At 68.7% G+C, this 26,966-nt stretch carries 19 protein-coding genes; 12 read left to right on the top strand and 7 right to left on the bottom strand.

What is annotated here, in order from left to right:
- Positions 1–10 precede the first annotated feature (10 nt).
- The 6 genes from hisC to GHC57_RS11065 all read left to right on the top strand — a co-directional run bounded on the left by hisC (position 11) and on the right by GHC57_RS11065 (position 9,703).
- Positions 11–1,102: a histidinol-phosphate transaminase gene (gene hisC, locus GHC57_RS11090; RefSeq protein WP_153344163.1), complete on the top strand. Its 1,092-nt coding sequence runs from the start codon at positions 11–13 to the stop codon at positions 1,100–1,102.
- Complete coding sequence (locus tag GHC57_RS11085; RefSeq protein ID WP_153344161.1) at positions 1,099–1,986, top strand: prephenate/arogenate dehydrogenase family protein; 888 nt, start codon at positions 1,099–1,101, stop codon at positions 1,984–1,986. Before hisC ends, GHC57_RS11085 begins: the two co-directional genes overlap by 4 nt.
- A gap of 404 nt (positions 1,987–2,390) precedes the next feature.
- On the top strand, positions 2,391–3,215 hold the full coding sequence (locus tag GHC57_RS11080) for a substrate-binding domain-containing protein (protein WP_211369177.1): 825 nt from the start codon (positions 2,391–2,393) through the stop codon (positions 3,213–3,215).
- Positions 3,216–3,221: 6 nt separating this feature from the next.
- A complete protein-coding gene (locus tag GHC57_RS11075) occupies positions 3,222–7,010 on the top strand; it encodes a PAS domain S-box protein (protein ID WP_153344156.1) in 3,789 nt (1,262 codons plus the stop codon).
- A gap of 14 nt (positions 7,011–7,024) precedes the next feature.
- A complete protein-coding gene (locus tag GHC57_RS11070; RefSeq protein WP_153344155.1) occupies positions 7,025–8,185 on the top strand; it encodes a response regulator in 1,161 nt (386 codons plus the stop codon).
- Positions 8,186–8,380: 195 nt separating this feature from the next.
- On the top strand, positions 8,381–9,703 hold the full coding sequence (locus GHC57_RS11065) for an ABC1 kinase family protein (RefSeq protein WP_153344153.1): 1,323 nt from the start codon (positions 8,381–8,383) through the stop codon (positions 9,701–9,703).
- A gap of 215 nt (positions 9,704–9,918) precedes the next feature.
- Here the strand turns inward: GHC57_RS11065 and GHC57_RS11060 are convergent, their stop codons facing one another.
- Together GHC57_RS11060 and GHC57_RS11055 are read right to left on the bottom strand one after the other, a co-directional pair.
- Positions 9,919–11,172 (bottom strand): vWA domain-containing protein, encoded by a 1,254-nt coding sequence (locus tag GHC57_RS11060; protein WP_343031164.1) that lies wholly within the window; start codon positions 11,170–11,172, stop codon positions 9,919–9,921.
- Positions 11,153–12,037: an AAA family ATPase gene (locus GHC57_RS11055; RefSeq protein WP_153344210.1), complete on the bottom strand. Its 885-nt coding sequence runs from the start codon at positions 12,035–12,037 to the stop codon at positions 11,153–11,155. The genes GHC57_RS11060 and GHC57_RS11055 overlap by 20 nt, the downstream gene beginning before the upstream one ends.
- Positions 12,038–12,366: 329 nt before the next feature.
- Here GHC57_RS11055 and GHC57_RS11050 point away from each other — a divergent pair, with 329 nt between their 5' ends.
- Both GHC57_RS11050 and GHC57_RS11045 read left to right on the top strand, forming a co-directional pair.
- Positions 12,367–13,269, top strand: coding sequence for a DUF4274 domain-containing protein (locus GHC57_RS11050; protein ID WP_170294836.1), 903 nt, complete (start codon positions 12,367–12,369; stop codon positions 13,267–13,269).
- A gap of 373 nt (positions 13,270–13,642) precedes the next feature.
- Positions 13,643–13,891: a hypothetical protein gene (locus tag GHC57_RS11045; RefSeq protein WP_153344149.1), complete on the top strand. Its 249-nt coding sequence runs from the start codon at positions 13,643–13,645 to the stop codon at positions 13,889–13,891.
- A gap of 149 nt (positions 13,892–14,040) precedes the next feature.
- Here the strand turns inward: GHC57_RS11045 and GHC57_RS11040 are convergent, their stop codons facing one another.
- The 3 genes from GHC57_RS11040 to GHC57_RS11030 are packed head-to-tail and all read right to left on the bottom strand — an operon-like array spanning position 14,041 to position 17,739.
- Positions 14,041–14,835 carry an FAD binding domain-containing protein gene (locus GHC57_RS11040; RefSeq protein ID WP_153344148.1) on the bottom strand — a complete coding sequence of 265 codons (795 nt, stop codon included), beginning with the start codon at positions 14,833–14,835 and terminating at the stop codon, positions 14,041–14,043.
- 23 nt (positions 14,836–14,858) lie between these two features.
- Complete coding sequence (locus GHC57_RS11035; RefSeq protein WP_153344146.1) at positions 14,859–17,252, bottom strand: xanthine dehydrogenase family protein molybdopterin-binding subunit; 2,394 nt, start codon at positions 17,250–17,252, stop codon at positions 14,859–14,861.
- A 4-nt stretch (positions 17,253–17,256) separates the two neighbouring features.
- Positions 17,257–17,739 (bottom strand): (2Fe-2S)-binding protein, encoded by a 483-nt coding sequence (locus GHC57_RS11030; protein ID WP_153344144.1) that lies wholly within the window; start codon positions 17,737–17,739, stop codon positions 17,257–17,259.
- A 304-nt stretch (positions 17,740–18,043) separates the two neighbouring features.
- Between GHC57_RS11030 and GHC57_RS11025 the strand changes: the two genes are divergently transcribed.
- Complete coding sequence (locus tag GHC57_RS11025; protein WP_153344142.1) at positions 18,044–19,045, top strand: XdhC family protein; 1,002 nt, start codon at positions 18,044–18,046, stop codon at positions 19,043–19,045.
- 9 nt (positions 19,046–19,054) lie between these two features.
- Here GHC57_RS11025 and GHC57_RS11020 read toward each other — a convergent pair whose 3' ends face one another.
- Together GHC57_RS11020 and GHC57_RS11015 are read right to left on the bottom strand one after the other, a co-directional pair.
- A complete protein-coding gene (locus tag GHC57_RS11020) occupies positions 19,055–20,248 on the bottom strand; it encodes a serine/threonine protein kinase (protein WP_246152269.1) in 1,194 nt (397 codons plus the stop codon).
- A gap of 2 nt (positions 20,249–20,250) precedes the next feature.
- Positions 20,251–21,831, bottom strand: a complete 1,581-nt coding sequence (locus GHC57_RS11015; RefSeq protein WP_153344141.1) for an AMP-binding protein — start codon at positions 21,829–21,831, stop codon at positions 20,251–20,253.
- Between the two features lie 219 nt (positions 21,832–22,050).
- Here GHC57_RS11015 and GHC57_RS11010 point away from each other — a divergent pair, with 219 nt between their 5' ends.
- The 3 genes from GHC57_RS11010 to GHC57_RS11005 all read left to right on the top strand — a co-directional run.
- Complete coding sequence (locus tag GHC57_RS11010; RefSeq protein WP_153344139.1) at positions 22,051–24,630, top strand: pentapeptide repeat-containing protein; 2,580 nt, start codon at positions 22,051–22,053, stop codon at positions 24,628–24,630.
- Complete coding sequence (locus GHC57_RS19350) at positions 24,513–26,588, top strand: ATP-binding protein (protein ID WP_170294835.1); 2,076 nt, start codon at positions 24,513–24,515, stop codon at positions 26,586–26,588. Before GHC57_RS11010 ends, GHC57_RS19350 begins: the two co-directional genes overlap by 118 nt.
- A 24-nt stretch (positions 26,589–26,612) precedes the next feature.
- Positions 26,613–26,966 (top strand): hypothetical protein (locus GHC57_RS11005; RefSeq protein ID WP_153344137.1); only part of this gene is annotated, 354 nt, incomplete at its 3' end.

The raw sequence follows: 26,966 nt of genomic DNA, 5'->3' as shown, positions 1-26,966 counted from the left end.
GAACGTCATCATGAAACAGCCCCCCGTCCGCCCCGGCATCATGGACCTGAAGCCCTACGTGGCCGGAGAATCGAAGCTTGAGGGCCATGCGCGCGTCATCAAGCTGTCCTCCAACGAGGGCGCCCTGGGCCCCAGCCCCAAGGCCATCGCGGCCATGCGGGTGGCCGCCGCGGTGGTGGACCGCTATCCGGATGGCGCGGCCGTGGCCCTGCGCGAGGCGATCGGGCGACGCCACGGCCTGGACCCGGCCCGGCTGGTGTGCGGGTCGGGCTCGGACGAGCTGATCTCGCTGCTGGTCCGCGCCTATGCCGGTCCCGGCGACGAGGTGCTGTTCCCGGCCCATGCCTTCCTGATGTACCGCATCTACGCCCAGGGGGCGGGGGTGACCCCCGTGGCGGCGCCCGAGAACGGCATGGTCGCGGACGTGGACGCGCTGCTGGCGCACGTCAGCGAGCGCACCCGAATCCTGTTCCTGGCCAACCCCAACAATCCCACCGGGACCTATTTGTCGGACGCCGAGGTGCGCCGCCTGCGCGAGGGCCTGCGCGAGGACGTGCTGCTGGTGCTCGACGCGGCCTATGCCGAGTACGTGGAAAAGAACGACTACGAACCGGGCATCGCGCTGGTGGACAGCCACCCCAACACGGTGATGCTGCGCACGTTCTCGAAGATCCACGGCATGGGCGGCGCGCGCCTGGGCTGGGCCTACGGCCCGGATCACGTCATCGACGTGCTGAACCGGGTGCGCAGCCCGTTCAACGTCTCCGTCCCGGCGCTGGCCGGGGGCGAGGCGGCGATCCAGGATCACGCCTTCACCGACCTGGCGCGCGAGCACAACGACTACTGGCTGGCCTGGACCGCCGAGCGCCTGCGCGCCCTGGGGCTGAACCTGACGGACAGCGTGGGCAACTTCGTGCTGGTCACCTTCCAGACCGAGCCCGGCCGCACCGTCAACGACGCGGACGCCTTCCTGCGCGGCAAGGGCATCATCGCGCGCGCCATGGGCGCCTACGGGCTGCCGGACAGCCTGCGCATCACCATCGGCACGGGCGATGAGATGCGCGCCTGCGTCGATGCCCTGGCGGAGTTCGTGGCCGGATGACCGCCTCCCCCGCGTTCGAGCGCCTGGCGATCGTCGGCATCGGGCTGATCGGCTCGTCCCTGGCCCGCGCCGTGCGGGCCGAGGGGCTGGCGCGCACCATCGTGTGCGCCGACGCCAACGCCGACCACGCCGCGCGCGCCAAGGCCATCGGCATCGTGGACGAGGCCACCACCGACCCGGCGGAGGCGGCGGCCGGCGCGGATCTGGTCATGTTGTGCGTGCCCATCGGCGCCTATGCGGACGTGGCGCGGACCATCGGCCCGGCGCTGAAACCAGGGGCCATCGTCACCGACGTGGGCTCGGTGAAACAGGCCGTGATCGACGCCGTGGCCCCGCATCTGCCCGAGGGCGTTCACCTGGTGCCGGGCCACCCGGTGGCGGGCACCGAGAAGTCCGGCCCCGACGCCGGCTTCGCCGCGCTGTTCCCGGGCCGCTGGTGCATCCTGACGCCCGTGCCGGGCGCCGACGAGGGGGCGACCCGCAAGGTCGCCGATCTGTGGCGCGCCTGCGGCATGACGGTGGAGCGCATGGATCCCGGCCATCACGACCGGGTGCTCGCCATCACCTCCCACCTGCCGCACCTGATCGCCTACACCATCGTGGGCACGGCGACCGATCTGGAAGAGCACCTGCGGCAGGAGGTCATCAAGTATTCGGCCTCCGGCTTCCGGGACTTCACCCGCATCGCCGGCAGCGACCCGACCATGTGGCGCGATGTCTTCCTGAACAACCGCGAGGCCGTGCTGGACTGCCTGCAGCGCTTCACCGAGGACCTGACCGCCCTGCAGCGGTCCATCCGGCGGGGCGAGGGCGACGCGCTGTTCGACCTGTTCACGCGCACCCGCGAGATCCGCAAGGGCGTGCTGGACGCCCGGCAGGCGTAACCCGCGGGACAGGGCAAGACCCCCGCAAGCGTCATGCCCCATGGGACGGGTAGGGTATAGCCTCCGTCCACCTTGCCTCCCGATCGTTCGAAAGATTATAGTCTGCAACGAGCGGGCGACGCCAAGCAAAGGCGTGGGCCTCGCCTCCGGCACGAACTGTTTTCTTAAATTTGAGGAAAATTTTAGACCGTCGCCCGCCGGGTTTCGTGCGCGTCGTCACTTCCCGGCACTTCGCGGATGGCGGATACGGAGGGCTCAGCCGCCTTGCGGCGCCGGACTCCAGCGGTCATCGTCGAAGGCCGGTGGGATGACCTGAAACGGGGGCCGTCATGCCGCACCATCCACTCATACCAGCCGCGAATGAGTTTGACTCATGCGCCCGGGCGCCCTTCGGGCGCCCAACCGTGAAAAAGCGGCACCGGCCCTCTGCCCGCCGGAGCGTTCTGGCCCTGGCCGCCCTTCTGCTGCTGCCGTTGCAAGGCTGCGACGACGGGGCATCCGAGCCGGCGTCCGAGACCGAGGCGATCCTGCTGATCTACTGCGGCATCACGATGCTGCACCCCATCCGGGCCATCGTGGACATCTTCGCGGCCGAGACCGGCGCGCGCGTCACCATCAGCCAGGGCGGGTCCGAGGACCTGTACAAGAGTCTCGCCCTCAGCCGCATCGGCGACCTGTACTTTCCGGGGTCCCTGTCCTATCGCGAGCGCCACCTGGACGAGGGCCTGCTCGGCCCGGCGGTGCGGGTCGGCTACAATGTCGCGGCCCTGGTGGTCACCGAGGGCAACCCGAAAGGCATCGCCGCCGACGTGGCGGTGCTGACCGATCCGGCCCTGTCCGTGGTGATCGCCAACCCGGAAAGCGGCAGCATCGGCCGCGAGGCCCAGAGAATCCTTGAACACGTGGGCCTGTACGGTACCGTTCTCGACAACATCAGCGTGATGGCCACGGACTCCCGCAATCTCAATTTCACCCTGGTGGACGGGACGGCGGACGTCGCGCTGAACTGGCGCGCCACGGCGTTCTTTCCGGAAAACCGGGACCGCCTGGACGTGCTCGACATCGACCCGGCCCTGGCCGTGCCGAAGACGCTGGCGATCAACCGCCTGACGTTTTCCGAGCATCCGGACCTGGCGCAGCGGTTCATGGATCTGGCGGCCTCTCCGCGCGGGCAGGCCATCTTCCGGTCCTACGGCTTTCTCGACCGTGATGGTCTTTCCGAGGACTAGGCCCGCATGCTGTCTCCCCGCGCCGCATCGGACGGCATTTCCATCCGCCCCCTGGTGATCCTGTTCGCCGTCTATGTGTTCGGCGTTCTGGCGCTGATCGCGGTGGAACTCCTGTTCTCCAGCCTGATCGACGACCTGAACGAACGCTCCCGCAACGAAAGCAACCGCGTCCTGATCGGCGAGGTCATCGTCAACGATCTGGTCCGGCTGGAGGCGCTGACCTATCGCATGGCGGCCGCCACCCAGAATGCCAAGGCACGGGAATGGGTGCGCGAGCAGGCCCACGCCACCACCGGGCACCTGCGTGATGCGCTGGACGTTCTCGCCCACGGCGGCGTGCTGCGCCGCTCCACCCGCCTGAACATCGAATCCCGCGAGGTGATGGAGCGGGTCATCCCCTACGAGGCCCGCCGGACGGACCTTCCCTACGTTCTGGAGGTGATCGAGATCACGCCCAAGGTGGCGGACGTGGAGCAGTTGATCGACTCGCTGATGGACCTGATGAACCGGCACGATGCCCTCAGCGGCATGTCCGACGCCGTGGCCTACCGGGCGCTGGAGCGGGAGCTGGAAGACTTCATGGCGCGGATGCCACCCCTGTTCCTGCGCATGAACGAGAACGCCAACCGCCTGTTCTTCCGCAGTCAGCAGACCCTGAACGCCCTGACCGCCGACATCAACCGCCGGACCCAGACCTACATGACCGCGCGAGCCGCGCTGTCCGGCGCGATCATCCTGTTCGTCATCGGCACCGGCATCCGGATGCTGCGCTCGGTCCGCGCCTCCAACCGGCGGCTCGCCGACATCAAACGCGACCTGGAATTCCAGAAGTTCGCGCTGGACCAGCACGCCATCGTCACCGCCACCGACGCCACCGGGACGATCACCTACGCCAATGAAAAGTTCTGCGCCATCAGCGGCTACGAACCGGACGAGATCATCGGCCAGAATCACCGGATCGTGAACTCGGGCGAGCACGACGACGCCTTCTTCCAGGACCTGTGGGCGACGATCACCCAAGGCGAGGTCTGGCACGGCGAGGTCCGAAACCGCAACAAGGACGGCAGCACCTATTGGGTCTCGGCGACCATTGTTCCGTTCCTCGACACGGCCGGAAAACCGTTCCAGTACATCGCCATCCGCACCGACATTACCGAACGCAAGCGGATCGAGGAGCGCTTCCGCGAGCGCAACCGCTTCCTGCACGGCATGACCCAGGCCATGGGCGAAGGGGTCTACGCCCTGGACGCGGAGGGCCGCTGCACCTTCGTCAACCCCGAAGCGGAGCGCCTGATCGGCCGGTCCCGCAACGAGCTGCTGGGTGCGGACATCCACGCCCTGGTCCACTATCAGGTGGAGAACGGCAGGCAGGTGCCGCGCGACCACTGCACAATCCAGCGCGCCATCCGTCGGGGCGAGGCTTATCGCTCCGACCGAGAGCGCTTCCGCCATGCCGACGGCTCCGTGTTCTCGGTCGCCATCACGGCGGTGCCGCTGACCGAGGGCGACAGCATCGTCGGATCGGTCACCCTGTTCCAGGACATCTCGGACCGCAAGCGCGCCGAGGACGCCATGAGCCAGGCGCGCGAGGAGGCGGAGCAGTCGAACCGGCTGAAGAGCGCCTTCCTCGCCAACATGAGCCACGAGATCCGCACCCCCATGAACGCGGTCATCGGCCTGACCCACCTGGCGCTGCAGACCGAATTGACGCCGCGCCAGCGCGAATACCTAGACAACATCTCAACCGCCGCCCACAATCTCCTGGCGATCATCAATGACATCCTGGATTTCTCCAAGGTCGAGGCCGGCAAGATGTCGCTGGAGCACGTCCAGTTTCGGCTCTCGGAGATCCTCAACGGCGCGGTCATGGTCGTGCGGCCCAAAGTGATCGACAAGGGACTGACCCTGACCCTGCACATCGACCGGGACGTGCCGGATTCATGGATGGGCGACCCGGTGCGGCTGGGTCAGGTGATCACCAACCTGGTCAGCAATGCGGTCAAGTTCACGGAAAGCGGCCGCGTGACCATCACGGTGTCCCTGGGGACGCCCGACGCGGAGGATGGCCGGCGGCCGCTGGCGGTCTCGGTCTCCGATACCGGCATCGGCATGAGCCCGCGCCAGCAGTCGCACCTGTTCGAGGCCTTCAACCAGCTCGACAGTTCCACCACCCGGCGGTTCGGCGGGACCGGCCTCGGCCTCGCCATCTCGCGTCAGATCCTGGACCTGATGAACGGCACCATCGCCGTGGACAGCAGCCCGGGTGTGGGCTCGACCTTCCATGTCACCGTGCCGCTGGATCGGCCCGAAAAGACGCCGCCGGACGATCCCCTCCCCGCCCCGCTGCGCGGCATGACCATCGCCCTGGCCTGCGCGGACGCGGCCCTGCAAGAGGCGGTCGCGCTGATGGCCGAGCGCCTGAGCCTGACCGTGCGGCTCTGGGATCCGCGCGGCGGCGGCGCGAGCCGGCCCGATCCGGCGGCCGCCGTGGTGATCGTGGACACCGACCTGCGCGACGCCGGCGGCTGGCCGCTGGTGCCGCACCTGCTCGCGGACGACGCCGCCCCGCCGCTGATCGTGCTTGGCGCGGACACCGCGGCGGCGAACCCCGAGCGATGCGTGCGCCTCGACGCCCCCCTGACCGAATGGCGCCTACGGAGTGCCCTCATGAGCCTGACCGGAGACCGCAGCGCAATCCGCACCACCTCCCGGGATCCGTTGTCGAACGCCCGCGCGACCCTGAAGGGCGCCCGGGTGCTTCTGGTGGAGGATACCCCCATCAACCAGAAGGTCGCCATGGAGATGCTCAAGGCCGCCGGCATTGAGGTCGCTGTGGCCGGCAACGGGCACGAGGCGCTGGCCTGGCTGGATCGGGAGTCCTGCGATCTGGTGCTGATGGACATCCAGATGCCGGGCATGGACGGCCTGGAGGCCACCCGCCGCCTGCGCGCCCGCCCGGATCTGGCGGGTTTGCCCGTGATCGCCATGACCGCCCACGCCATGGCCGCCGACCGCGAGCGCAGCCTGGCCAGCGGCATGAACGACCATGTGGCCAAGCCGATCCATCCGCCCGAACTGTTCTCGACCCTGGCGCGCTGGCTCAATCGCGACGTCTCGGCCCCCATGGCCCCGGCGCTGGCCGATCCGGCGCTGGAAACCGAATTGCTGCACAGCCTGGGCAAGGCCATCCTGGACGTGCTCGACCTGCGACAGGCCCTGCGGTCGGTGAACGGCAACATCGATCTTTTGCGTCGCCTGCTCATTGACTTCGCCCGCAACCAGGGGGTCCAGACCTTCGTGTTGTATCAGGCCGTGCGGACCGGAGAGATGGAGGACGCCCGTCATGCCGCCCACACCCTGAAGGGGACCGCCGCCACCATCGGCGCCGCCGAGGTGGCGCGCCGGGCCGCCGCCATCGAGACCACCCTGTCGCGTGGGGAAACGCCGGCCGACGCCTTGATGGAGCGGCTCAACGACGCCATGTCCCCGCTGCTTCGCGCCATCCTGGCCATGGATGACAGCCGCAAGGCGGCCGCGTCGAAGACGTCGGGCGAACCGGCGGGTCCCGCCGCGCCGCCCCCGGACCTGACGGAGGCGGTGGCCGCGCTGCGGGCGAGCCTGGAGGCCGGTGATCCGGAGGCCGAGGGGCTGGCGGACGCGCTGGCGGGGCAGGTTTCCGCCTCTGTGAAACCACAGGCCGACGCCGTCCTCCGTGCGGCGGAAGCCTTCGATTTCGAGGACGCGCTGGCCGCGCTGGCGGCCCTTGAAAAGGCCCTCGTCGCCCCCGTTGACTGAGCGGAGACGCACCCATGCCCCTTGAGTCCGCCCCGCCCGCTGCCCCGGAGCCGGCCGCCGCCGCCGACCGCCGTCCCCGCCTGCTGGTCGTCGATGACGAACCGATGAATATCAAGGTCCTGGTGGACCTGCTGGGTGGTCAGTACCGGCTGACCGTGGCCAAGAGCGGTCATCAGGCCCTGGGTCGGCTGGCGGCCGGCCCCGAGCCGGACCTGATCCTGCTCGACGTCATGATGCCGGGCATGGACGGCCACGAGCTGTGCCGGGTGCTGAAGGAAACGCCGAGATACGCGCACATCCCCATCATCTTCGTCACCGCGCTGGGCGAGACCGAGGACGAGACGCGCGGCTTCGAACTGGGTGCGGTGGACTACCTCGCCAAGCCGATCTCGCCGCCGGTGGCCCAGGCGCGGGTCCGCACCCACCTGCAACTGCGCGAGGCCCGGCGCGTGCTGGAGGACTACAACCGAAAGCTGGAGGCCGAGGTCCGCCAACGCACCGACGAACTGATGGCCCGCACGCGCGAGGTCGTGCAGGCCCAGGACGTCACCATCCGCGCCCTGGCCTCGCTGGCGGAGACCCGCGACAACGAGACCGGCAACCACATCAAGCGCACCCAGCATTATGTTCGCCTGCTGGCCGAGGCGCTGGCCGACCATCCCCGCTTCGCCGACACCCTGGACGCCGAAACCATCGAACTGCTGTTCAAGTCGGCCCCCCTGCACGATATCGGAAAGGTGGGCATTCCGGACGCCATCCTGTTGAAGCCGGGCAAGCTGACCCACGAGGAAATGACCATCATGAAGACCCACGCCGAGTTGGGGCGCGAAGCGCTGCTGGCGGCGGCCGAGGGCAGCGATCCCGCGGACGTGGGGTTCCTCCGGTACGCCTGCGAGATCGCCGGCGGCCATCACGAGAAATGGGACGGCAGCGGCTATCCGGCCGGCCTGGAGGGCGACGCCATCCCCCTTTCGGCGCGGCTGATGGCGGTGGCGGACGTCTACGACGCGCTCATCTCCCGGCGGGTCTACAAACCGCCGTTTACGCACGAAGACGCCATCAGCCAGATCCGCGGCGGACGCGGCAGCCACTTCGATCCGGACGTGGTGGACGCCCTGCTGGCCCGCGAGACCGAGGTCATGGCCATCGCGGCCCGCTACGCCGACGACGCGTGATCCGGGTCGGAGTGTTTCGGTCGGCGGCAGACCCCGCCTCTGGATTGCGAAGCGTCAGTTCCTATTTTAGGTCTGTCTAATATACTTCAGCGCTTCAAAGGCCGACCGCTGGACGCAGGACATGCCGCGCCGCGCGTCTGTTCCGGGTCGCCCCGACCCGGGATGCCCCTTTCGTTTGCCGCCACAGGATCCCCGATGACCGAGCATTCTTCCGACTCCCGCGCCATTGCCGTTCCCGGTGGGCGCCTGTCCCGCCTCGCCCGGTTCGGTGGCCTGGCGTCCACCGTCGCCGGCAGCGCGGCCCTGAACGGCGCGCGCCAGATGGGCCGGGGGCAGCGCCCGCGCGCCCGCGATCTGGTGCTGACGCCCTCCAACGCGCGCCGGGTGGCGGACCAACTGGCCCAGATGCGCGGCGCGGCGATGAAGGTGGGGCAGCTCGTGTCCATGGACGCGGGCGACATGCTGCCGCCGGAGCTGGCTGAGATCATGGGCCGGCTGCGCGCCGACGCCCACTACATGCCCGGCCATCAGTTGAAGGCCGTCCTGAACACCGCATGGGGCGCGGGCTGGCTCGCCCGGTTCCGCAAGTTCGACGGCCGGCCCATCGCCGCCGCCTCCATCGGGCAGGTGCACCGCGCGATCACGGTGGATGGCCGCGACCTCGCCATCAAGGTGCAGTACCCCGGCGTGCGCCAGAGCATCGACAGCGACGTCAACAACGTCGCCACCCTGTTCCGCCTGTCCGGGATGATGCCCAAGGAGCTGGACATCACCCCGATGCTGGACGAGGCCAAGCGGCAACTACACGACGAGGCCGATTACGAACGCGAGGGGCGGTATCTCAGCCGGTTCGCTGGCCTGCTGGCCGATGCCCCGGACTTCCGGGTCCCGGCCCTGCATGAGGACCTGACGACGCCGTCCGTGCTGGCCATGGACTTCGTCGAAGGCGTGGCGGTGGAACGCCTCACCGACGCCCCGCAGACGGTGCGGGACCGCGTCATGGGCCTGTTGATCGGCCTGCTGTTCCGGGAGCTGTTCGAGTTCCACCTGATGCAGACGGATCCCAACTTCGCCAATTATCGCTACCAACCGAAGACGGACCGGGTCGTGCTGCTGGACTTCGGCGCCACCCGCGCCTTCGGTCCAGACCTGGCCGACCAGTTCCGCGCCCTGCTCAAGGGCGGGCTCGACGACGACCGGGCGGCCATGCGCCGCGCGATCCTGGACATCGGGTTCTTCGGCGAGGACACCGCGCCCCACCATCAGGAGCTCTTGCTGGACATCGTCGCGCTGTCCATGGAGCCCATGAAGCGCCCCGGGGCCTTCGACTTCGCCGACAACGACCTCGCGATCCGCATGCGCGACGCCGGGATGGCGCTGGGCGAGGACCGCAGCTTCATGCACATCCCGCCCATGGACACGCTGTTCCTGCAACGCAAGTTCACCGGCCTGTACATGCTGGCCAGCCGACTGCGCGCCAGCCTGGATCTCCGTGCGTTGATCGAGGGGTATTTGTAAGGGTCCGTCCTGATCGGACGGTGTGAGTCCGCCACTCGCTTGAGCACAGCCGCACCGTAACGGCACCGGAGAGTCTTTGTTTTTTTCGCCGCAGCGCCCCTTTGGGGCGCGCGGCTCCGCCGCTTCGCGGCGCCGACCCAGTCGGGCCGGCCGCATTCGCCACGTCACGACGTGCCGAATGCGGTTTCAGCCCCTCATACAGCCATCATGAGACATCACCCGGCCAGCGCCTCACGCCAGACCCGGGCGGCCTCCAGCCGGCGCGGCGATTGCCCCGCCGCGTGCGCGGACAGCGCGGCCACGAGCTGGTCGAGGCTATCCAGCGAATGCACCGGCCGGAAGTCATCCACATGCGGCAGGATGGCGCGCACCCCCGCCGCCTTCGGCTGGAACCCGTCCCACCGCAGCAACGGGTTGAGCCAGATCAGCCGCCGGCAGGACTTGTGCAGGCGTTCCATGGGGCGCGCCAGCCCCTCCGCCTCGGCCTGATCCAGACCGTCGGTCATCAGCAGCACGAGCGCCCCCTGCCCCAGCACGCGGCGCGACCAGTGGCGATTGAACGCTGTCAGACAGTCGCCGATCCGGGTGCCGCCCGCCCAATCCGGCATCGCGGCGGCGGCGGCGGCCATGGCCACGTCGGGATCGCGGTTGCGCAGGGCGCGGGTCACGTTGGTCAGCCGGGTACCGAACACGAAGGCGTGGAAGTGCGGTTCGCGCTGGGCCAGCCCGTGCATCAGGCGCAGGAAGATGCGGGCGTAGCGGTCCATGGACCCGCTGATGTCGCACAGCGCCACCACGGTCGGCGGGCGCGGCTCCGGCGCCGCCCGGCGCAGCGGCAGGGCATCGCCGCCCGTGCGCAGGCTGGCCCGCATGGAGGCCCGCAGATCCACATGCCGGCCATGGGGATCGGGCCTCCGCCGCCGGGTCTTCAGCCGCAGGTCGGGCAGCCGCAGCCGCTCCAGCGCCCGTTGGGCGCGCCGGAATTCCTCGGCGGTCATCTTCTCGAAGTCCATAGCCCCCAGGCGCTCCTGGTCCGACCAGTCCAGGTCGATGGAGAGGCGCTGTTCCTCGGTCGGCGTCTCCCGGTCCGGCGGCGGCGGCGGGGTCCCGGACCCCAGCGCATCGTGCAGGCGGCGCGACCCGTCATCCGCCTCACCGGGGGTGCGCAGGCGCGGCAGCAGCAGGCCCATCATCCGGCCCAGGATGTCCGGATCGGCCCAGAAGATGTGGAACGCCTCGTCGAACAGCGCACGGTCCTGACGCCGCTTGACCAGCACGGCGGCCAGCGCGGCCTTGAGGTCCTCCCGGTGGCCAGGACCAACGGCCTCGACCGCGCGCAGGGCCGCCAGGGTATCACCCGGCCCCACCCGCAGGCCGGCCGACCGCAGCACGCGCACGAAGTGCATGACGTTGTCGGCCAGACGCCCGCCGCTGGCCGCCGTCTGTGCCTCACCCGGCGGGGGCATCATGACCCACCGCCGCGCGCACCTCGGCCAGCACCTTGGCAGCTTCCGACCCGCGCATGCGCAGGATGTCGTCCTGGTACTTCAGCAGCACGCCCAGCGTGTCGTCGATCACCGCCGGGTCCAGCTCGACGATATCCAGTTGCATCAGCGCGTTGGCCCAATCCAGCGTCTCCGCGACACCGGGCAGCTTGAACAGGTCCCGCTCCCGCAGGCCCTGGACGAAGGCCACCACCTGGGCGGCCAGCCGGTCCCCCACACCGGGGGCGCGGGCGCGCAGAATGGCCCGCTCCCGTTCGGCATCCGGATAGTCCACCCAGTGATAGAGGCAGCGCCGCTTGAGGGCATCGTGGATCTCGCGCGTGCGGTTGGACGTGACGACGACGACCGGCGGCGGCCCGCCGCCCCGCACCCCCAGTTCCGGGATCGTGATGGTGAAGTCGGAGAGCACCTCCAGCAGGAAGGCCTCGAACGGCTCGTCCGCCCGGTCCAGTTCATCCACCAGAAGCACCGGCGGCACCCCGTCGATGCCCTCCACCGCGCGCAGCAGCGGACGGCGGATCAGGAACGGGTCGGTGAAGATGTCCCGGCCCAGGCGGTCGCGGTCGGCGCCCCCAGTGGCTTCCGCCAGCCGGATCTCGATCATCTGGCGGGCGTAGTTCCACTCATAGGCCGCGCTCGCCAGATCCAGGCCCTCGTAGCACTGCAACCGCTCCAGCGGCCGACCGAGCGCGCGGGCCAGAACCTTGGCGATCTCCGTTTTGCCGACACCGGCCTCGCCCTCCAGGAACAGCGGCCGACCGAGCCGCAGCGCCAGGAAGACGCAGGTCGCAAGGGCGCGGTCGGCGACGTAATCGTGGGCCGACAGCATATCGAGGACGGCATCAACGGAGGCGGGAGCGTTGGCGGACGGGGCGGGCGATATGGTCACGCGGGGCCTCCGAGGGATGGACGGGGCGAGGGGCGGCGAATGCTCACGCGGGGCCGTGAGAGACGGCCTGACCGATGGGAGACCATGGTAGACAATCGATCCGGCTCGGGAAAGGAGGCCGGCTCGCCGATCGCCGTGCCCATACCGGGAAGCGCATCCAAAGATTGTTTACTCGGCCCGGGAGCGGTAGTAGGATTACGGCGTTCGCGGGGGCGACATCGTGGCCTCCCGATGGAAACAGCCCCGGGCCGGGCTCTGCAAGGACCGCCATGTTCCCATGCACCCTGTACAGCGACGACCCGGAAGACCGGGCGTTCGGTGACGACCTCTGGACCTGGCTGAAGGAACAGCCGCAGGACGCCTGGCTGCTGTGGATGCGGACGGCGAACTGGGACAATGCGGACGGGATCTTCGACAGGATGCTCGACGATCCCAACTGTGATCTGGCCATCGTGTCATGGCTGTTCTGGGCCAGTGACCCCGGATATCACCTGAAGAACCCGGACAGATTGGACCAGTCTCTTCCCGGTAAGATCCTGCGCAATCTGGACAAGGGGTACTATACGAACGCCGATCTGTTCTATGATACATTCAGCGTCATCGACAATGCCCACGCATATATTGCATGCCTCGAAGAGATGCGAGAGAAAGGGATCAACCCGCTCTTCGCGCTGCCCCGGCCCCTCTGCGGTCCCTTCAACGGGCGGCGCGCGCGCATCCCCAATGCCTATGACCCGGAGACGGAAGAGGGCCTGCGGCAGGTTTTCGAGCACATGAACGGTCGCCTGCCACGCTCGGAAGAGGCGTATTGGCGTGACCAGACGGCGGGCGGAAACCTGGCGATCATGAAATACCTCGCCTTGCCCAAGGTTCCCGACGATCCGCTGACCGCGTTCGCCCACCTGGACGATGTCGGCTACATGGAAGCGATCTTCGGACGGCACAAGAAATATCTGCGCGCCCGGAAAAGATTGGTGATCGACTACATGTGGGACCCAAAAAACATGCGTTCACTGCATTACACGACCCGAGGCAATTCCCTGAAACAGGTAAGTATGGTGTGGAAGTATTCAACCATATTCGGAAGGATCGGACTGCTGTTTATCCTCTTTGGCCTTCTAGCTGCAATAGCAATGTCAATCAACATGGCCCGGGATTGGTTCGCCTCATAAGGCGGGCCCTTGGCCGCTGGACCAGGGACCCGCGCCCATGATCCAGCGGACACGCGACACCCTTGAACCGGACACGTGGAACAACGCCAGTGATTTCTGGGCATGTCTGAAGGAGCAGCCCCAGGACGCGTGGCTGCTGTGGCTGCGGCCCTGAAGAAAAGGACCAACGATCCCCCCCTTCGCGCTGCCCCGGCCCCTCTGCGGTCCCTTCAACGGGCGGCGCGCGCGCATCCCCGATGCGTATGACGCCGAGACCGAACGGGACCTTCACGCCATCCTCGACAGACTCGAGAGCACCCTTCCGCGCTCCGAAGAGGCTCATTGGCGGCTGCGTCGGACGTATACGCGCGCCTGGATCGACGACTCCCTTGCTTTGCCCGAGGTTCCGGAGGCGCCGACGGACGCCTTCGCGCACCAGGACGACGTGGCCTACCTGGAAGCGATCTTCGGGCGACACGACAACTACGTGCGGGCCATGAAGAAGCTCCGCAGAGCCGCGGACAAAAACCGGCCTGGCGCCAGCCGTGCCGACCGGCTGATCTGGCTGGTCGTCCTGATTGGCTTTCCCCTGGTGATCGGCGCGGCGTTTGTCGCGCACTACCTCAGAACCCGGACGTGGTGAGACGACATCCGGACGATGGCGTTGCGGAACCGGGCATGGTGTGAGGGGCGGGTGGCCTTTGGCCACCCGCCGCCAAATCGGGTTTGCGGCGGCTGTCCGTCGTCCAGCCGCCCGACAGACATCATCGGCGCGGATGGTTCGCCAGCCCCTCATCCCCCGCAGGCCGCCACGGCCCGGGACGCCAACACCGAGATCAGCGCGGCCCGATAGGCCGCCGAGGCGTGAATGTCGCTGTTCATCCCGTCGGCGGGCATGGCGACCCCCTTGGCGGCCTCGGGCGTGAACGACCGCGCCAAGGCGTCCTCGATGGCGGTGGCGCGGAACGCGCAGGGCCCCGCCCCGGTGACACCGACCCGCACGCCGCCCGCCGTCTTCGCCACCATCACGCCGACGACCGCATAGCCCGACGCGGGGTTGGCGACCTTCTCGTAGGCCGCCGCCTGCGGGATCGGGAACGACACGGCCGTAATCAGTTCGTTCTCGTCCAGGGCCGTGGTGAACAGGTCCTGGAAGTAGTCGTCCCCGGCGATGGTGCGGGTATTGGTGTGGATGGTCGCGCCCAGACCGACCACGGCGGCCGGGTAGTCGGCGGCCGGGTCGGCGTTGGCGATGGACCCGCCGATGGTGCCCCGGTTGCGCACCTGCGGATCCCCGATCAGGCCGGCGAGCCGGGCCAGCGCCGGGATGGCGCCGCGCACCACCTCGGACGCGGCGACCTCGGCATGGGTCGTTCCCGCACCGATGACGATGGCGTCCCCCTCCTTGCGGATGCCCTTCAGGGCCTCGATCCGGCCCAGATCCACCAGAGCCTCGGGCATGGCGAGGCGCTGCTTGAGGGTCGGGATCAGGGTCTGCCCGCCCGCCAGCGGCTTGATGTCCTCGCTGGTCAGCAGGGCCACGGCTTCGTCCAGCGACGACGGCCGGTGATACTCGAACGCATACATGGGTCTGTCTCCGTCCGTCGTCGTTATTCGGCCGCCCGCGCGGTGCCGCCCTTGGCGTCCTGGATGGCCTGCCACACCGCCAGCGGGGTCGCCGGCATCGGGATGTCGTCCACGCCCAGCGGCCCCAGCGCGTCGATGATGGCGTTGATGATCGCGGGCGGGCTGCCGATGGCCCCGGCCTCGCCGCAGCCCTTGGCCCCCAGCGGATTGTGGGTGCAGGGCGTGCAGGTGAAGTCGAAGCGATAGTCCGGGATGTGCTGGGCGCGCGGCATGGCGTAGTCCATGTAGCTGCCCGTCACCAACTGCCCGTCGTCGGAGTAGACCGCGCCCTCCAGCAGGGCCTGACCCAGTCCCTGGGCGATACCGCCCTGTACCTGCCCCTCGACGATCATCGGGTTGATGATGGTCCCGAAGTCGTCCACGGCGGTGAAGCGGTCCACATGGACGTGCCCGGTCTCCGGGTCCACCTCGACCTCGCAGATGTAGGTTCCGGCCGGATAGGTGAAGTTGCCCGGGTCGTAGAACGCGCTTTCGTCCAGGCCCGGCTCCAGCTTGTCGTGCGGGAAGTTGTGCGGCACGTAGGCCTGGAACGCGATCTCGCCCATGGTCAGCGACTTGTCGGTGCCCGCAACCGAGAACACGCCGTCCTTGTATTCGATGTCGCCTTCGCCGGCCTCCAGCATGTGGGCGGCGATCTTCTTGCCCTTGTCGATGATCTTGTCGATGGCCCGCGCGATGGCCGAGCCGCCCACCGCCAGCGACCGCGAACCGTATGTGCCCATGCCGAAGGGGATGCGGTTGGTGTCGCCGTGGACGATCTCCACGTTGGCCATGGGCACACCCAGGCGGTCGGCCACGATCTGGGCGAAGGTGGTCTCGTGTCCCTGGCCGTGGCTGTGGCTGCCCGTGAACACGGTCACCGAGCCGGTGGGGTTGAAGCGCACCTCGGCCGCCTCGTACAGGCCGGCCCGCGCGCCCAGGGCGCCGGCCACCGCCGACGGGGCGATGCCGCAGGCCTCGATGTAGCAGGAGAAGCCCACGCCCCGCAGCTTGCCCTTGGCCTCGCTGGCCGCCCGGCGTTCGGCGAACGATGAATACTCCGACAGCTCAAGGGCGCGGTCCAGGCTGGCCTCATAGTGGCCGGTGTCATAGGCCAGCGCCACCGGCGTCTGATAGGGGAACTGGTCGGGCTGGATGAAGTTCTTCCGGCGCAGCTCGGCCGGGTCCATCTTCAGCTCGCGCGCGGCCTTCTCCACCAGCTTTTCCAGCACATATGTGGCCTCCGGCCGCCCCGCGCCCCGATAGGCATCCACCGGCGTGGTGTGCGTGAACAGCGCCTTGACCTCGGCGTGGATGGCCGGGGTGCGGTACTGCCCCGCAAGAAGCGTCGCGTAAAGGTACGTCGGCACCGACGACGCGAAGGTGGACAGATAGGCCCCCATGTTGGCCAGGGTCTTCACGCGCAGGCCCAGGAAGGTGCCGTCGGCATCCAGCGCCAGTTCGGCCGTCGTCACATGGTCGCGGCCGTGGCAGTCGGTCATGAAGGATTCCGACCGCTCCGCCGTCCACTTGATGGGCCGCCCGACCTTGGCCGCCGCCCAGGTGACCACGGCCTCTTCCGCGTAATGGAAGATCTTGGAGCCGAAGCCGCCGCCCACGTCGGGGGCCACCACACGGACCTTGTGTTCCGGCAGATTGAGCACGAAGGCGCACATCAACAGCCGGATCACATGCGGGTTCTGGCTGGTGGTGGTGAGCGTGTAGGACCCGTCGGCGGGATCGTACTCGCCCACCGCCGCGCGCGGCTCGATGGCATTGGGGATCAGGCGGTTGTTGACCAGTTCCAGGCGCGTGACATGCGCCGCCTTGCCGAACGCCTCGTCCGTGGCGGCCTGATCGCCGATCTCCCAGTCATAGCAGACGTTGCCGTCCACTTCGTCGTGAACCTGGGGCGCGCCCGCCGCCCCCGCGTCCGCCAGATGCACCACGGCCGGCTGCGGATCGTAGTCGATCATCAGCGCCTCGGCGCCGTCGCGGGCGGCGTGGCGGCTGTCGGCCAGCACTACGGCGACGGTATCCCCCACATGACGCACGCGGCCCACGGCGAGCGGCGGGTGCGCCGGCTCCTTCATGGGAACGCCGCTCTTGCCGATCACCTGCCAGCCGCAGGGCAGGCCGCCCACCCCGTCGGCGGCCATGTCGGCGCCGGTGAACACGGCCACGACACCGGGCACGTCCATCGCGGACGGCTTGTCGATCTCGCCCAGCGCGGCATGGGCATGGGGCGAGCGCACGAAGGCGGCATGGAGCTGGTTCGGGCGATTGATGTCGTCGGTGTAGCGGCCCCGGCCGGTGAGGAACCGGGCGTCCTCGGTCCGCTTGACGGACGTGCCGACGGTCTTGGCGGGTGCGTTCATGGCCCTAACCTCCCATCCCGGTCCGCATGCCTTCGGCGCCCGCCTTCACGGCGCGCACGATGTTCTGATAGCCGGTGCAGCGGCACAGGTTGCCGTCCAGGCCCTTGCGGATGTCCTCGTCCGTCGGGTTGGGCGCGTGGGTCACCAGATCGACCGCGCTCATCACCATGCCGGGGGTGCAGAACCCACACTGCAGGCCGTGGTGGTCATTGAACGCCTGCTGCATGGGATGCAGGGTCGCGCCGTTGGCCAGACCCTCGATGGTGGTGACCTGCGATCCGTCGCACTGCACGGCCAGCGCGGTGCAGGACTTCACCGAGACGCCGTCGGCGATCACCACACAGGCGCCGCACTGGCTGGTGTCGCATCCCACGTGGGTGCCGGTCAGGTGTAGCTGCTCGCGCAGGAACTCGACCAGCAGGGTGCGGGGCTCGACGCTGCCGCTGACCGGCTGGCCGTTGACGGTCATGCTGATGGGGATGGACATGCCTGGACGTCTCCTGTGATCCGGTCACGCCAAGGGGCGCGCCGGGGCGATCCGGGGCGGGACTGGGACGGGGAGAGGCAGAGCACATCTGGGAACGGGCCGCACACCCGAACGGCGGGCGCGCGGATCCGTCTGGACCCGAGCCGGTCGCATGGTTTCCTCCCTGAGAAGCACGCCGGTGGACCCGGCTTGTCATGTGCTTTCATTGGGACTAACGCTACGGAAGGTCCCTCGCGAATGTCAACCATGAGAGTCAGGCTTCCGCCGCCCTCCGGACCGTCCCCACGCCGCGCAAGGAGCCCCCATGATCCAGGATTTCGATGAGGACGTGCTGCCCGCCCTGCTGGATTGGCGCACCCGCGACGACGCCGGGGCACTGGTGACCCTGGTGCGCAAGACCCGCTCCGGGCCGCGTCCGTTGGGCGCGCAGTTGGCGGTCTCGGTCCGGGGCGAGGTGGTGGGTCTGATCTCGGGCGGATGCGTGGAAGGCGGCATCGCCGAGGAGGCCCGGGCCGCCATGACCGAGGGCCGCAACCGCTTCGCCCGCTTCGGCGAGGGCTCGCGTTACGTGGATCTGCGCATGCCCTGCGGCGGCTCCATCGATGTCTATGTGGACGCCACGGTCGCGACCGGGACTCTCGCCGATGTCGCCGAGGCCGTGGCCGCGCGGCGGGCGGCGGTGCTCGCCACGGACACCGCGACGGGCGAGACCCGGGTGGAGGCGCCGCAAGAGGGCGACGACGCCGCCTTCGCCACCGCCGAGCTGGTGTGGCCCACCGAGAGCCTGTTCCGCCGCCTGCATCGGCCGCCGCCCCGCCTGATCCTGGCCGGACGCGGGCCGATCGTGCCGCTGGCGGCGCAGATGGGGGCGCTGAACGGCTATCGGGTCGAGGTGCTGACCGATGATTCCCATGTGGCGGGACAGACCGCGCCGGCCTGCGCCGCGCCGGTGCGCGGAACGGGTCCCGGGGACGTGGGGGCGGTCGCCATCGACCCGGCCACGGCGGTGGTGACCCTGTTCCACGACCATGATGTGGAACTGCCGCTGCTGCGCCGCGCCCTGGAGTCGCCGGCGTTCCATATCGGCGCGCTGGGCAGCCAGACCACCCAGGCCGCGCGCCTCGCCCGGCTGGCCGACGAGGGCTATTCCGAACAGGCCCTCACCCGCATCGAAGGTCCGGCCGGGGTGCCCATCCACGCCGCCAACCCGGCCGAGATCGCCACCTCCATCATCGCCGGCGTCATCCGGGCCTACCGGGCCGGACGCCCGCCGGTCACGGCGGCACGGGATCGGCCGGAGATGTAAGGGCCGATTTCACGGCCGGGGCAGATAGTCCGTCCGGTCTCCGGCGCGGTAGACATCCGCCGTGCAGCAGTGCAGGCCGCCGCCGAACGGATAGGCATCGCGCAACGCGACCGGCACGACCTCGAACCCCAGGCGGTCCAGTTGCTCGGCCTGGTGAACCTCGGTTTTCTCAACACAGACGGTCCGGGCATCCAGCATCAGCACGTTCATGGACAGCCACACCGACGAGTAGCACAGGGGCGGCGGCTCGGCGTGGGCCGGAGGCGCCGCCTCCACGACCTGCCAGTCATTGGTCCGGAAGAGGGAGCGCAGGTGCTCAGGCAGCGGGCGCGTTGGGTTGGACAGGATCAGGCCGGGACACAGCGGAACCAGCGTGCAGTCGATGTGCGCCGGATAAGGGTCGCCGGGAAAATGGGCGGCATGAACCCTGTGATCGGGGAAATGTCGCCGGAGCCACGCGATGCCCTTGCGGTTGGTCGTGAACCCATGCTGCACGATCAGGTCCCGGCCCAGCCGGATCACATCCGCCGCGTCGAACAGGATCTCCTCTTCGGTCGTGACGAAAACCTTTCGGGCCGTCCAGTCCAGCCGCGTCTGCACGCCGATCGCGTCATCAAGATACCCCGGGCGAAACGAGCGGTCCGTCAGCCGGGGTTTCGGTGCCGCCGTATGCCGAAACGCCGGGTCTGCCTCGAAGTACCGGGTCAGGAGCGGCCGGTAGGCGAGGTATTCGAACCAGCGGCAGCGGAAACTCATGGTGGCCTCGACGATCTCCGGGCCCACGGTCAGCAGAACGTCCCGGGGCGCCATGCAGCCGAACTGGGTGCGGGCCTGGAAGTCCGGCGTCTGGATGCCGGCGTCGAAGTCGATGGGCTCGGGACGGTCCACGACGATGCCCCGACGGCGCAGCAGGGCCGCGAAGTCGTCCAGCAGCGCATTCGCGCGATCAATGCTGTCCTGTGGCCGGCGCCCCCAGCGGCCCCGCATGTCCGAGTGTTCGGGCACCTTGGCGTTGACCGCCGGTTCCGGGGCGGGCACCTGCCCCAGGTCGGCCCGCCCGACGATCACGTGCCGCAGGGGGTCCCATTCCGTCCAGCTCTCGACCCGCACAGGGTCTTGCGCGCGGGGGACTGCGTCGTGGGCAGGCGTCTTCCCGTCCGGACCGGGCATTCCAGTGGGGTCCACAGTTTCCAGGGTCTCCATGGTCAGGCTCCCACCACCGAACGCCCGACGGGCGCGGTCTCGCCCCCGGCGAGCATGATCCGCCGGACGGCCGTGCGGTCCTTCTTGCCGGTGCGCGTGCGCGGCATGGACTCCAGCACACGACAGGTTTCCGGGACCATATAGGCCGGCAGACCGGCCCGGATGTGCCGCAGCATCGCATCCCGCAGATCGTCCCCCCCGGCGGCCTCGGGGCCCGGCGCGACGAAGACCGCCAGACCGGGCCCGCGCTCGTCCAGCAGGGCCACGCAGGCGGCCGCGTTCGGATGGGTCTCCACCCAGCTCTCGATCATGTCCAGTTCGATCCGCAAGCCATGCAGGCGCACCTGCCGGTCCCGGCGCCCGACGTACTGCAGCCGGGCGCCGTCGAGAACACGGAACACATCCCCGCTGCCATGGCGGCGGGGTGCCGGCACACGGCCCGGCCAGGACGCGCCGGGGGCCAGGTATCCCGACAGCACCGCCGCGCCCTCGACCCAGAGTTCGCCCTCGCGCCCCGGCGTCCAGGCGTCGGCGGAAAAGTCCCCATCCAGCCCGAGCGCCACCGGACCCCCGCGCCGGGTGAACCGGGACGGGTCTCCGTCGCCGTCCATTGCCAGGGGGTCCGCCAGAACGTAGGGCATCTCGGTGCCGCCGAACAGGTTCCAGACGGTTGTGGCCGGGGCCAGGGCCGTCGCCAGCGCGCCCCGCAGGTCCGGTGTGACCCGCTCGCCCGTCAGGGCCAGGGCCCGCAGGTGGGGACGCGTCTGCGGCCACTCCGGCGCCGCGATCATGGCGCCGGCCAGGCTCGGCACCGTAAAGGCGACCGTCGCCCCGCTGCCGGCCAGGGCCCGCCCCATGGGCTCGACACCTGTCCCGCCGACGCCGCGCAACAGCATCAGGCAAGCCCCGGTCCGCGCGGCCGCCAGGATGTCGAACATGGACACATCGAAGCCGAACGACACCGAACTCGCCAGACGGTCGGTCTCCGTGATGCCGAGATCCCGGCAATAGGCCGCAACGGCGGCATGCGCGGCATCACGGGCCATGCAGACCCCTTTCGGCACGCCGGTCGATCCCGAGGAGAACAGGACATAAGCAATCTCGTCCGCCGCCGCCCGCGCACCCGGCGGTGGCGCATCCAGCCAGGACAGAGCGCCCGGCGGGCAGGCCTCGACCGCGATCACGGGCGTCGGGGCGGCGCCCGACGACGCCGGACCGGGCGACGGGTGGACCGACTCGGTTGCCAGGATCGCCTGCGGCCGCAGGGTCTCCAGAATGGCGCGCATGGCCTCCGGGGGCGTCTCGGCCTCGACGTACGCGTAGGCCCGTCCAGAAAGCAGAATGCCCAGGATGGCCACCACGGCCCCGACGGACTTGTGGCCATGCACCAGAACCACCGGATTTTGATCCCCGGGATCCGGCAGCCGGCAGACACGGTCCGCGATCCCGATGGCGCGGGCGAGACCCTCGACCCGCGAGGCCACCCGCGCGCCGTCGCGCACGGCCGGCGCGTTCGGGTCTCGGCGCACCGCCGCGATCCAGGGTTGTATAAGGTTGTCGAACACCTCGCACTGGGATGTCATGGCCGGGACGGATCCTTTTTCGTGAGACGCTGCGCAGGGGTACCTCTACGATCCGAAAGACAAAACATCTAGAAAAACAATCCTGAGATGCTATAGCGTACGACCCCATGAAGGGTGCCCTCGCCACCTTAACACGGAAAGCGCGGACGCCCGGCTCGACAAGAGCCAAGACGGCTGCAGGGGTCAGGGGGCCCGGTCGGCCAAACCGGGGGGCATACCATGAGGGGTGATGATCCGAATCCACAGGCAGGCCTTGCACAGGACCTGATCGAGGCACTCAAGGCGGTCTCGCTCAACGACGTCTCGATTCCCGAAACGGTCTGGCTGGACAGTGCATGTTGCGGACCGGCTGACCATGATGCACAGCCGCCAGAGGGGGCAACGCCGCTCGGCGCGGCGTTCCTGTTTCGCAAGCTGGACCCCCAGAGCCTGGATCTGGCGCGGACAAGAGCGCCGGCGGCAGGCACCGCCCGGCGGGATCTGCCGTGGCGCATCGTCAGGGCCGGTGAGGCGGGCTCGGGCATCACCCCGGGTGCGGGTGTGCTGAGTGAGGTCCTTTCGACCAGCCTGACTCAAGGCGCGCGTTTCGCCCTCACCGCCGCGCCCGGCAGCGGCCGGACCACCGTCCTGGCGGACGTCGCCCAGGACTTGTTGCGTCGTCAACTGGCCCGGCGCGAGGACTCCAACCGCCCGATCGTGTGGCAACTGCCCCTGTTCTTCCACGCGCGGGAGCTGCGCGCGACCGGGGTCGGACGCACCCTGGAGCGGACGGCCGCCCAGGCCTATGGCCTTGCCCTGCCGCTTCAGGTGCTGGTCCCGGCCATCCGGCTCGGCTATTTCGTCCCCATCATCGACGGCCTGGAGGACTGGGGCAACGGCGACCGGCTCAGCACCTCCGACCCACTGGTGGCGGAATTCCTGCGCCTGATGGGACCGAAGGCGCCGTTCCTCGTGGCGGTGGACAGTCGCTGCGTCTACTACACCATCTTCGATCACGACCGCGTAACCGGCCTGGGCGAGCGCATGCGCGACAGCCACGACATCGAGCTGGTCGAGCTGGCGCCCTTCGTCGGCCGTCAGGCCGGCGAGTCCTTCCGGGCCGCGTTCCTGCGCCAACGCCGTGAGTTGGCCTCCCTGCGCGCCGGCGAAGACGTCATGCAGGACGGGCCGCCCGCAAGCGATTCGGATGACGATCCGGTCGAGACGGCGTTGGGCCGGACCATCGAGGCCTGGGTGGCGGAACACGATCCGAACGGCCAGCTAACACCGGACCAGCGCCGGGAACTGGTGCATCAGCTCGCCCTGGAACAGTTCCGGACGGCGACCTCGTCGCTCCCCTTCGAGCGCGTGATGGACCTCGTCTACGGCCGCATCACCTACGAGCTGCGCGACACCTTCCACATCAACGCATCGCTGAGCGAGATCTTCCGCAGCGAGCTGTTCACGGGCGACGAAGAGCGGGGCTTCAACTTCAAGTCCCAGCTCATCTGGGAATCCGCGCTGGTGGACCTGCTGGCCCGCACCGCCGCCCGCGAGAGCATCGGCGCCAAGTTCGTCGGCATCCTGGAGAACGGCCTGCTGCTGGAGCGGTCGTCCCTGGCGTTCTGGCTGCATCGCGACATCCGGCGCAACCAGCGTCGTTTCTATGGGCGCATCGCCCGCATTCTGTCCCACGACAATCCGCTGCTGCCCAAGGACCGCAGTTCCGAGCAGGCGCGCAACACGCTGGTCGGCCTCATGCGCCTGCTGGTGGCGTTCGACCGCCTCAGCGGGAAGGAGCCCCCGCTGCGCATGCCGCCGGGCGTGTCCTTCGAGGGGGCGGCCCTGCACGACATCGACTTCGCCGACCTCGACCTGAGCGGCTGGAACTTCAACGACACGGTCATGCGCGCGCCCCATTTCGTGAACGCGGTGCTGGAGGACTGTTCGTTCCGCAACGCCTACATTCAGGCGTTGTATTTCCAGCCCCGGAAAACAAAGGGTGTCTGCAACTTCATCAATGCCCGCTTGCCCGGTGCGCGGTTCGCCCTGGACACCTTCGAGGACCTGCCGCTGAGCCGGGCGGACCTGAGCGGATCCCAGATCGAGTACCTCCTCAAGGGGAAGGGCAGTGCCGACTGGCGCCGGCTGCGGGCCGAGATCGACAAGGCGGTCCGCAGCAGCACCATCATCAAGGCCCGCGACGGCGAAGCCCCCGTGCCGAGTTCGGGGTTCGACGCCGATCTGGCGGCCGGGCTCGCCGGCGTGCCCTCCGTCCGCCTGCTGGCGGATCGTTTCATCGTCGCGTTGGATGAGAAGAAGAGCGTCCTGACGATCGAAAGCGTGAAACCGGACAGTGCCGAATCCCAAACGGCGGCCGGCAAGAAAAAGGAGGACAAGCCGCCTGCGGCAGACCTTCAGACGACCTCCATCACCCTGCCCGGCAAGGCCCCCCGCTTCGTGGCGGACATCTCCGTGATCGGAGGGCCGCGGACGGATGTCACGGCGGGCCTGCTGGTCGCCGACAGCACCGGCCTGCAGGCGCTGTTCTGGCACGAGGATGGGGCGGAATGGTCGGGGATGCGCCGCCTGGACGCGCGGATCGGCGCCGCCTGGACGCGCGGATCGGCACCCCCGGGTTCGCGGCTCTGCTGGGCGCCGACGGCTCCCTGCTCGTCCATGGATCGGACGGCGCCTTTCTGGTGGCCCCGGACGACACGATCCACCCCCTGGGCCCACCATGGACGGACGTGCGCCTGCTGTCGCTGCCCGATCCCGCCCAGGCCCACCTCGTCGCCGCCACCGAGGATCACCTCCTGACCCTGACGCTCAGAGCGGATCCCGAGACGCCCGGCGGATGGGCCACCGACCCGGGCCCCCGCCGCCGCGTGGACGGCGTGCCCGTCCGCCTGGCGACCGAGGGCGAGGACGTGGCCCTGGTCTATGACGACAACTCGGTGCAGATGGTCTCTCGGCGTTACGGCTGGGCCTCGCGCGGCCACCACCTGACCAGTTTCACGGCCATCCAGGACGTGGTGTTCGTGCGCGATCGCGGATTCCTGTACGTCATCGGCTCGTGGCAGGGCGACGACGGGCCCGAGGGCGGCCCGAAGGGCGGAAAGCCCCAGTACGGCAGTTGCCTGCTGGACAGCCGCACGGGCGAACTGGTGCTGTACTATGATCTGGACCCGAAGGGCTTCAAGGAGTCGATGCTGAAGAAGAACCTCCGCAGCTTCATCCAGTCCCAGGAACAGACCCCCGAGGCACGCATGACCCGGGAGGAGTGGAGCGAGGGGCTGTACGACGGCTCCACGGAAGGCGGCCACTTCATCGTGCAACGCATCCAGGTGCCGGCGATCCCGCAGACCTATTCGGCCGAACAGGACCTGACGGTGGACATCCGGCTGGCGCCGAAGGACCAGCTCAAGCGCCTGCGCGCGATCTACGACGTGCCCGGCGTGGTCGGGCAGATCCCTCTGCGGGTCGAGCTGCAGATTTCGGATACCGACGGCGTCGGCCACGCGGTGCCGACCGACACCATCGAGATGATCGAGCAGGATCCCGACCTGGTGATCCGGTTCCCGTGGTCCTTCCAGAAACCGGGCGACTACACGGTGGTTCCGTCCGTCTTCCTCGGCCCGGCCATGCGCATGCTGGAAATGCCCGGGCGGCTGCCGGTGCGCCCCAACAACCCGTTCGAACACGGCCCCGGCCTGAACGAGGGCAACGCGTACCTCTTTGTCGGGCACGAGGAGATGCTGGCGCGCCTGATGGAGGATGTCCGACGCAACAACGTCATGGTCTGCGGCAGCCGCCGCCAGGGCAAGAGTTCCCTGCTGAACATGCTTCTGCCGCGCCTGCGCAACATCTCCGGGGGCGACATCGTGGCGGCGCGGGTCTCGTTCGATCTGGTGCAGAAATCCGGCACGCGCAGCGGAGAAAGTGTTGGGGTCATTCAGGCTCTGTTCGCCGAGCTGCGACTCAACGAGGAGTACCAGCGCATCTTCGCGCTGCCCGACCCGGCCTCGATCACGGACAAGCCCACGGCCATCAACGCCGTGGCGGACCTGTGCCAGCAGCTTCGCGAAGCTTTGGGCGAGAGCGCACGTCTGGTCCTGCTCGCCGATGAAGTCAACAAGGTCAACGAGTTCGGCGATGCCGCCGAGTTCCTTGGCGCCCTGTTGAACGACTACGCCCGGTCTTTCCGCCTGGTTGCCTTCGGCGTCCCCGGGGACTTCGGCCACAACGTGGACACGCTCAACAACAGCGGCTTTCCCCGCTTCCTCACCCAGCGCCGTTTCCTGCGCCCGTTATCCAATCAGGAGATTACGGCGCTGGCGAGCGGTCCCATCAAGGGCCGCTACGATATTGATCGCGGCGCGCTGGAGGAACTGGTCATGCGCGCCGCCGGTCGCCCCTTCGACGCCCAGGTCATGCTGCGCAAGGCCCTGGACCAGACCATTGAACAGAAGCGCACAACCCTGCGGGCCCGGGACATCGTGCGCGCCTTTCATGGCGAATTGGTCACGACCTATCAGTCCTATCTGATGGACGTCATGAAGGCCGCCGAGGCCGCATGCCCCGACGAGATCAATGACTGGAAAGAAGAGCTGGAGGCGGACTTTTGGGCCGGGGTCAAGATGATCAACGGCCTCGACTCAAAAAGCTCGGCTGCACACAAAGAGATCATGAAATACGGCTTCGTCCGCGGCGATTACGGCGAGTATCTGAACATCCCGCCAGCCATGCTCGCCGCATGGGTCGGGCTGGCGGAATAGACATGGGGGAAGGGGATGCCTGACATGCGTGATAATGGCCACTGCGCCGACTTGACCGTGGATGACGCCGTGACGCGGGCCACCACCGCAACGCCGATCGTCGGCTGGCCGATTCAGTCGGACACGGACTACCTGCGGTCGGACGGCCAGTTCATTCTGACCATCCTGGACAACCTGCAGCCGATCTTCAACATCGTGGCCCCGCGCCGCTGGGGGAAGACGTCCTTCCTGATGCGGGTCAGGCGTCACGCGGAAGCGTGCGGTCGGCCGGTCCTCCTGAGCGCCTTCAACAATGGCGTGGAAGGCTTATCCCTTTGCTTCCGGCGCGATCAACATATCGTAGGAGATTGGGCCTTTGGTGGTGGCGATGCCCAGGAG

Origin of the sequence: Roseospira navarrensis, from assembly GCF_009601025.1 — a bacterium.
GTDB lineage: Bacteria > Pseudomonadota > Alphaproteobacteria > Rhodospirillales > Rhodospirillaceae > Rhodospira > Rhodospira navarrensis.
This window is presented reverse-complemented; position numbering and strand designations above follow the sequence as displayed.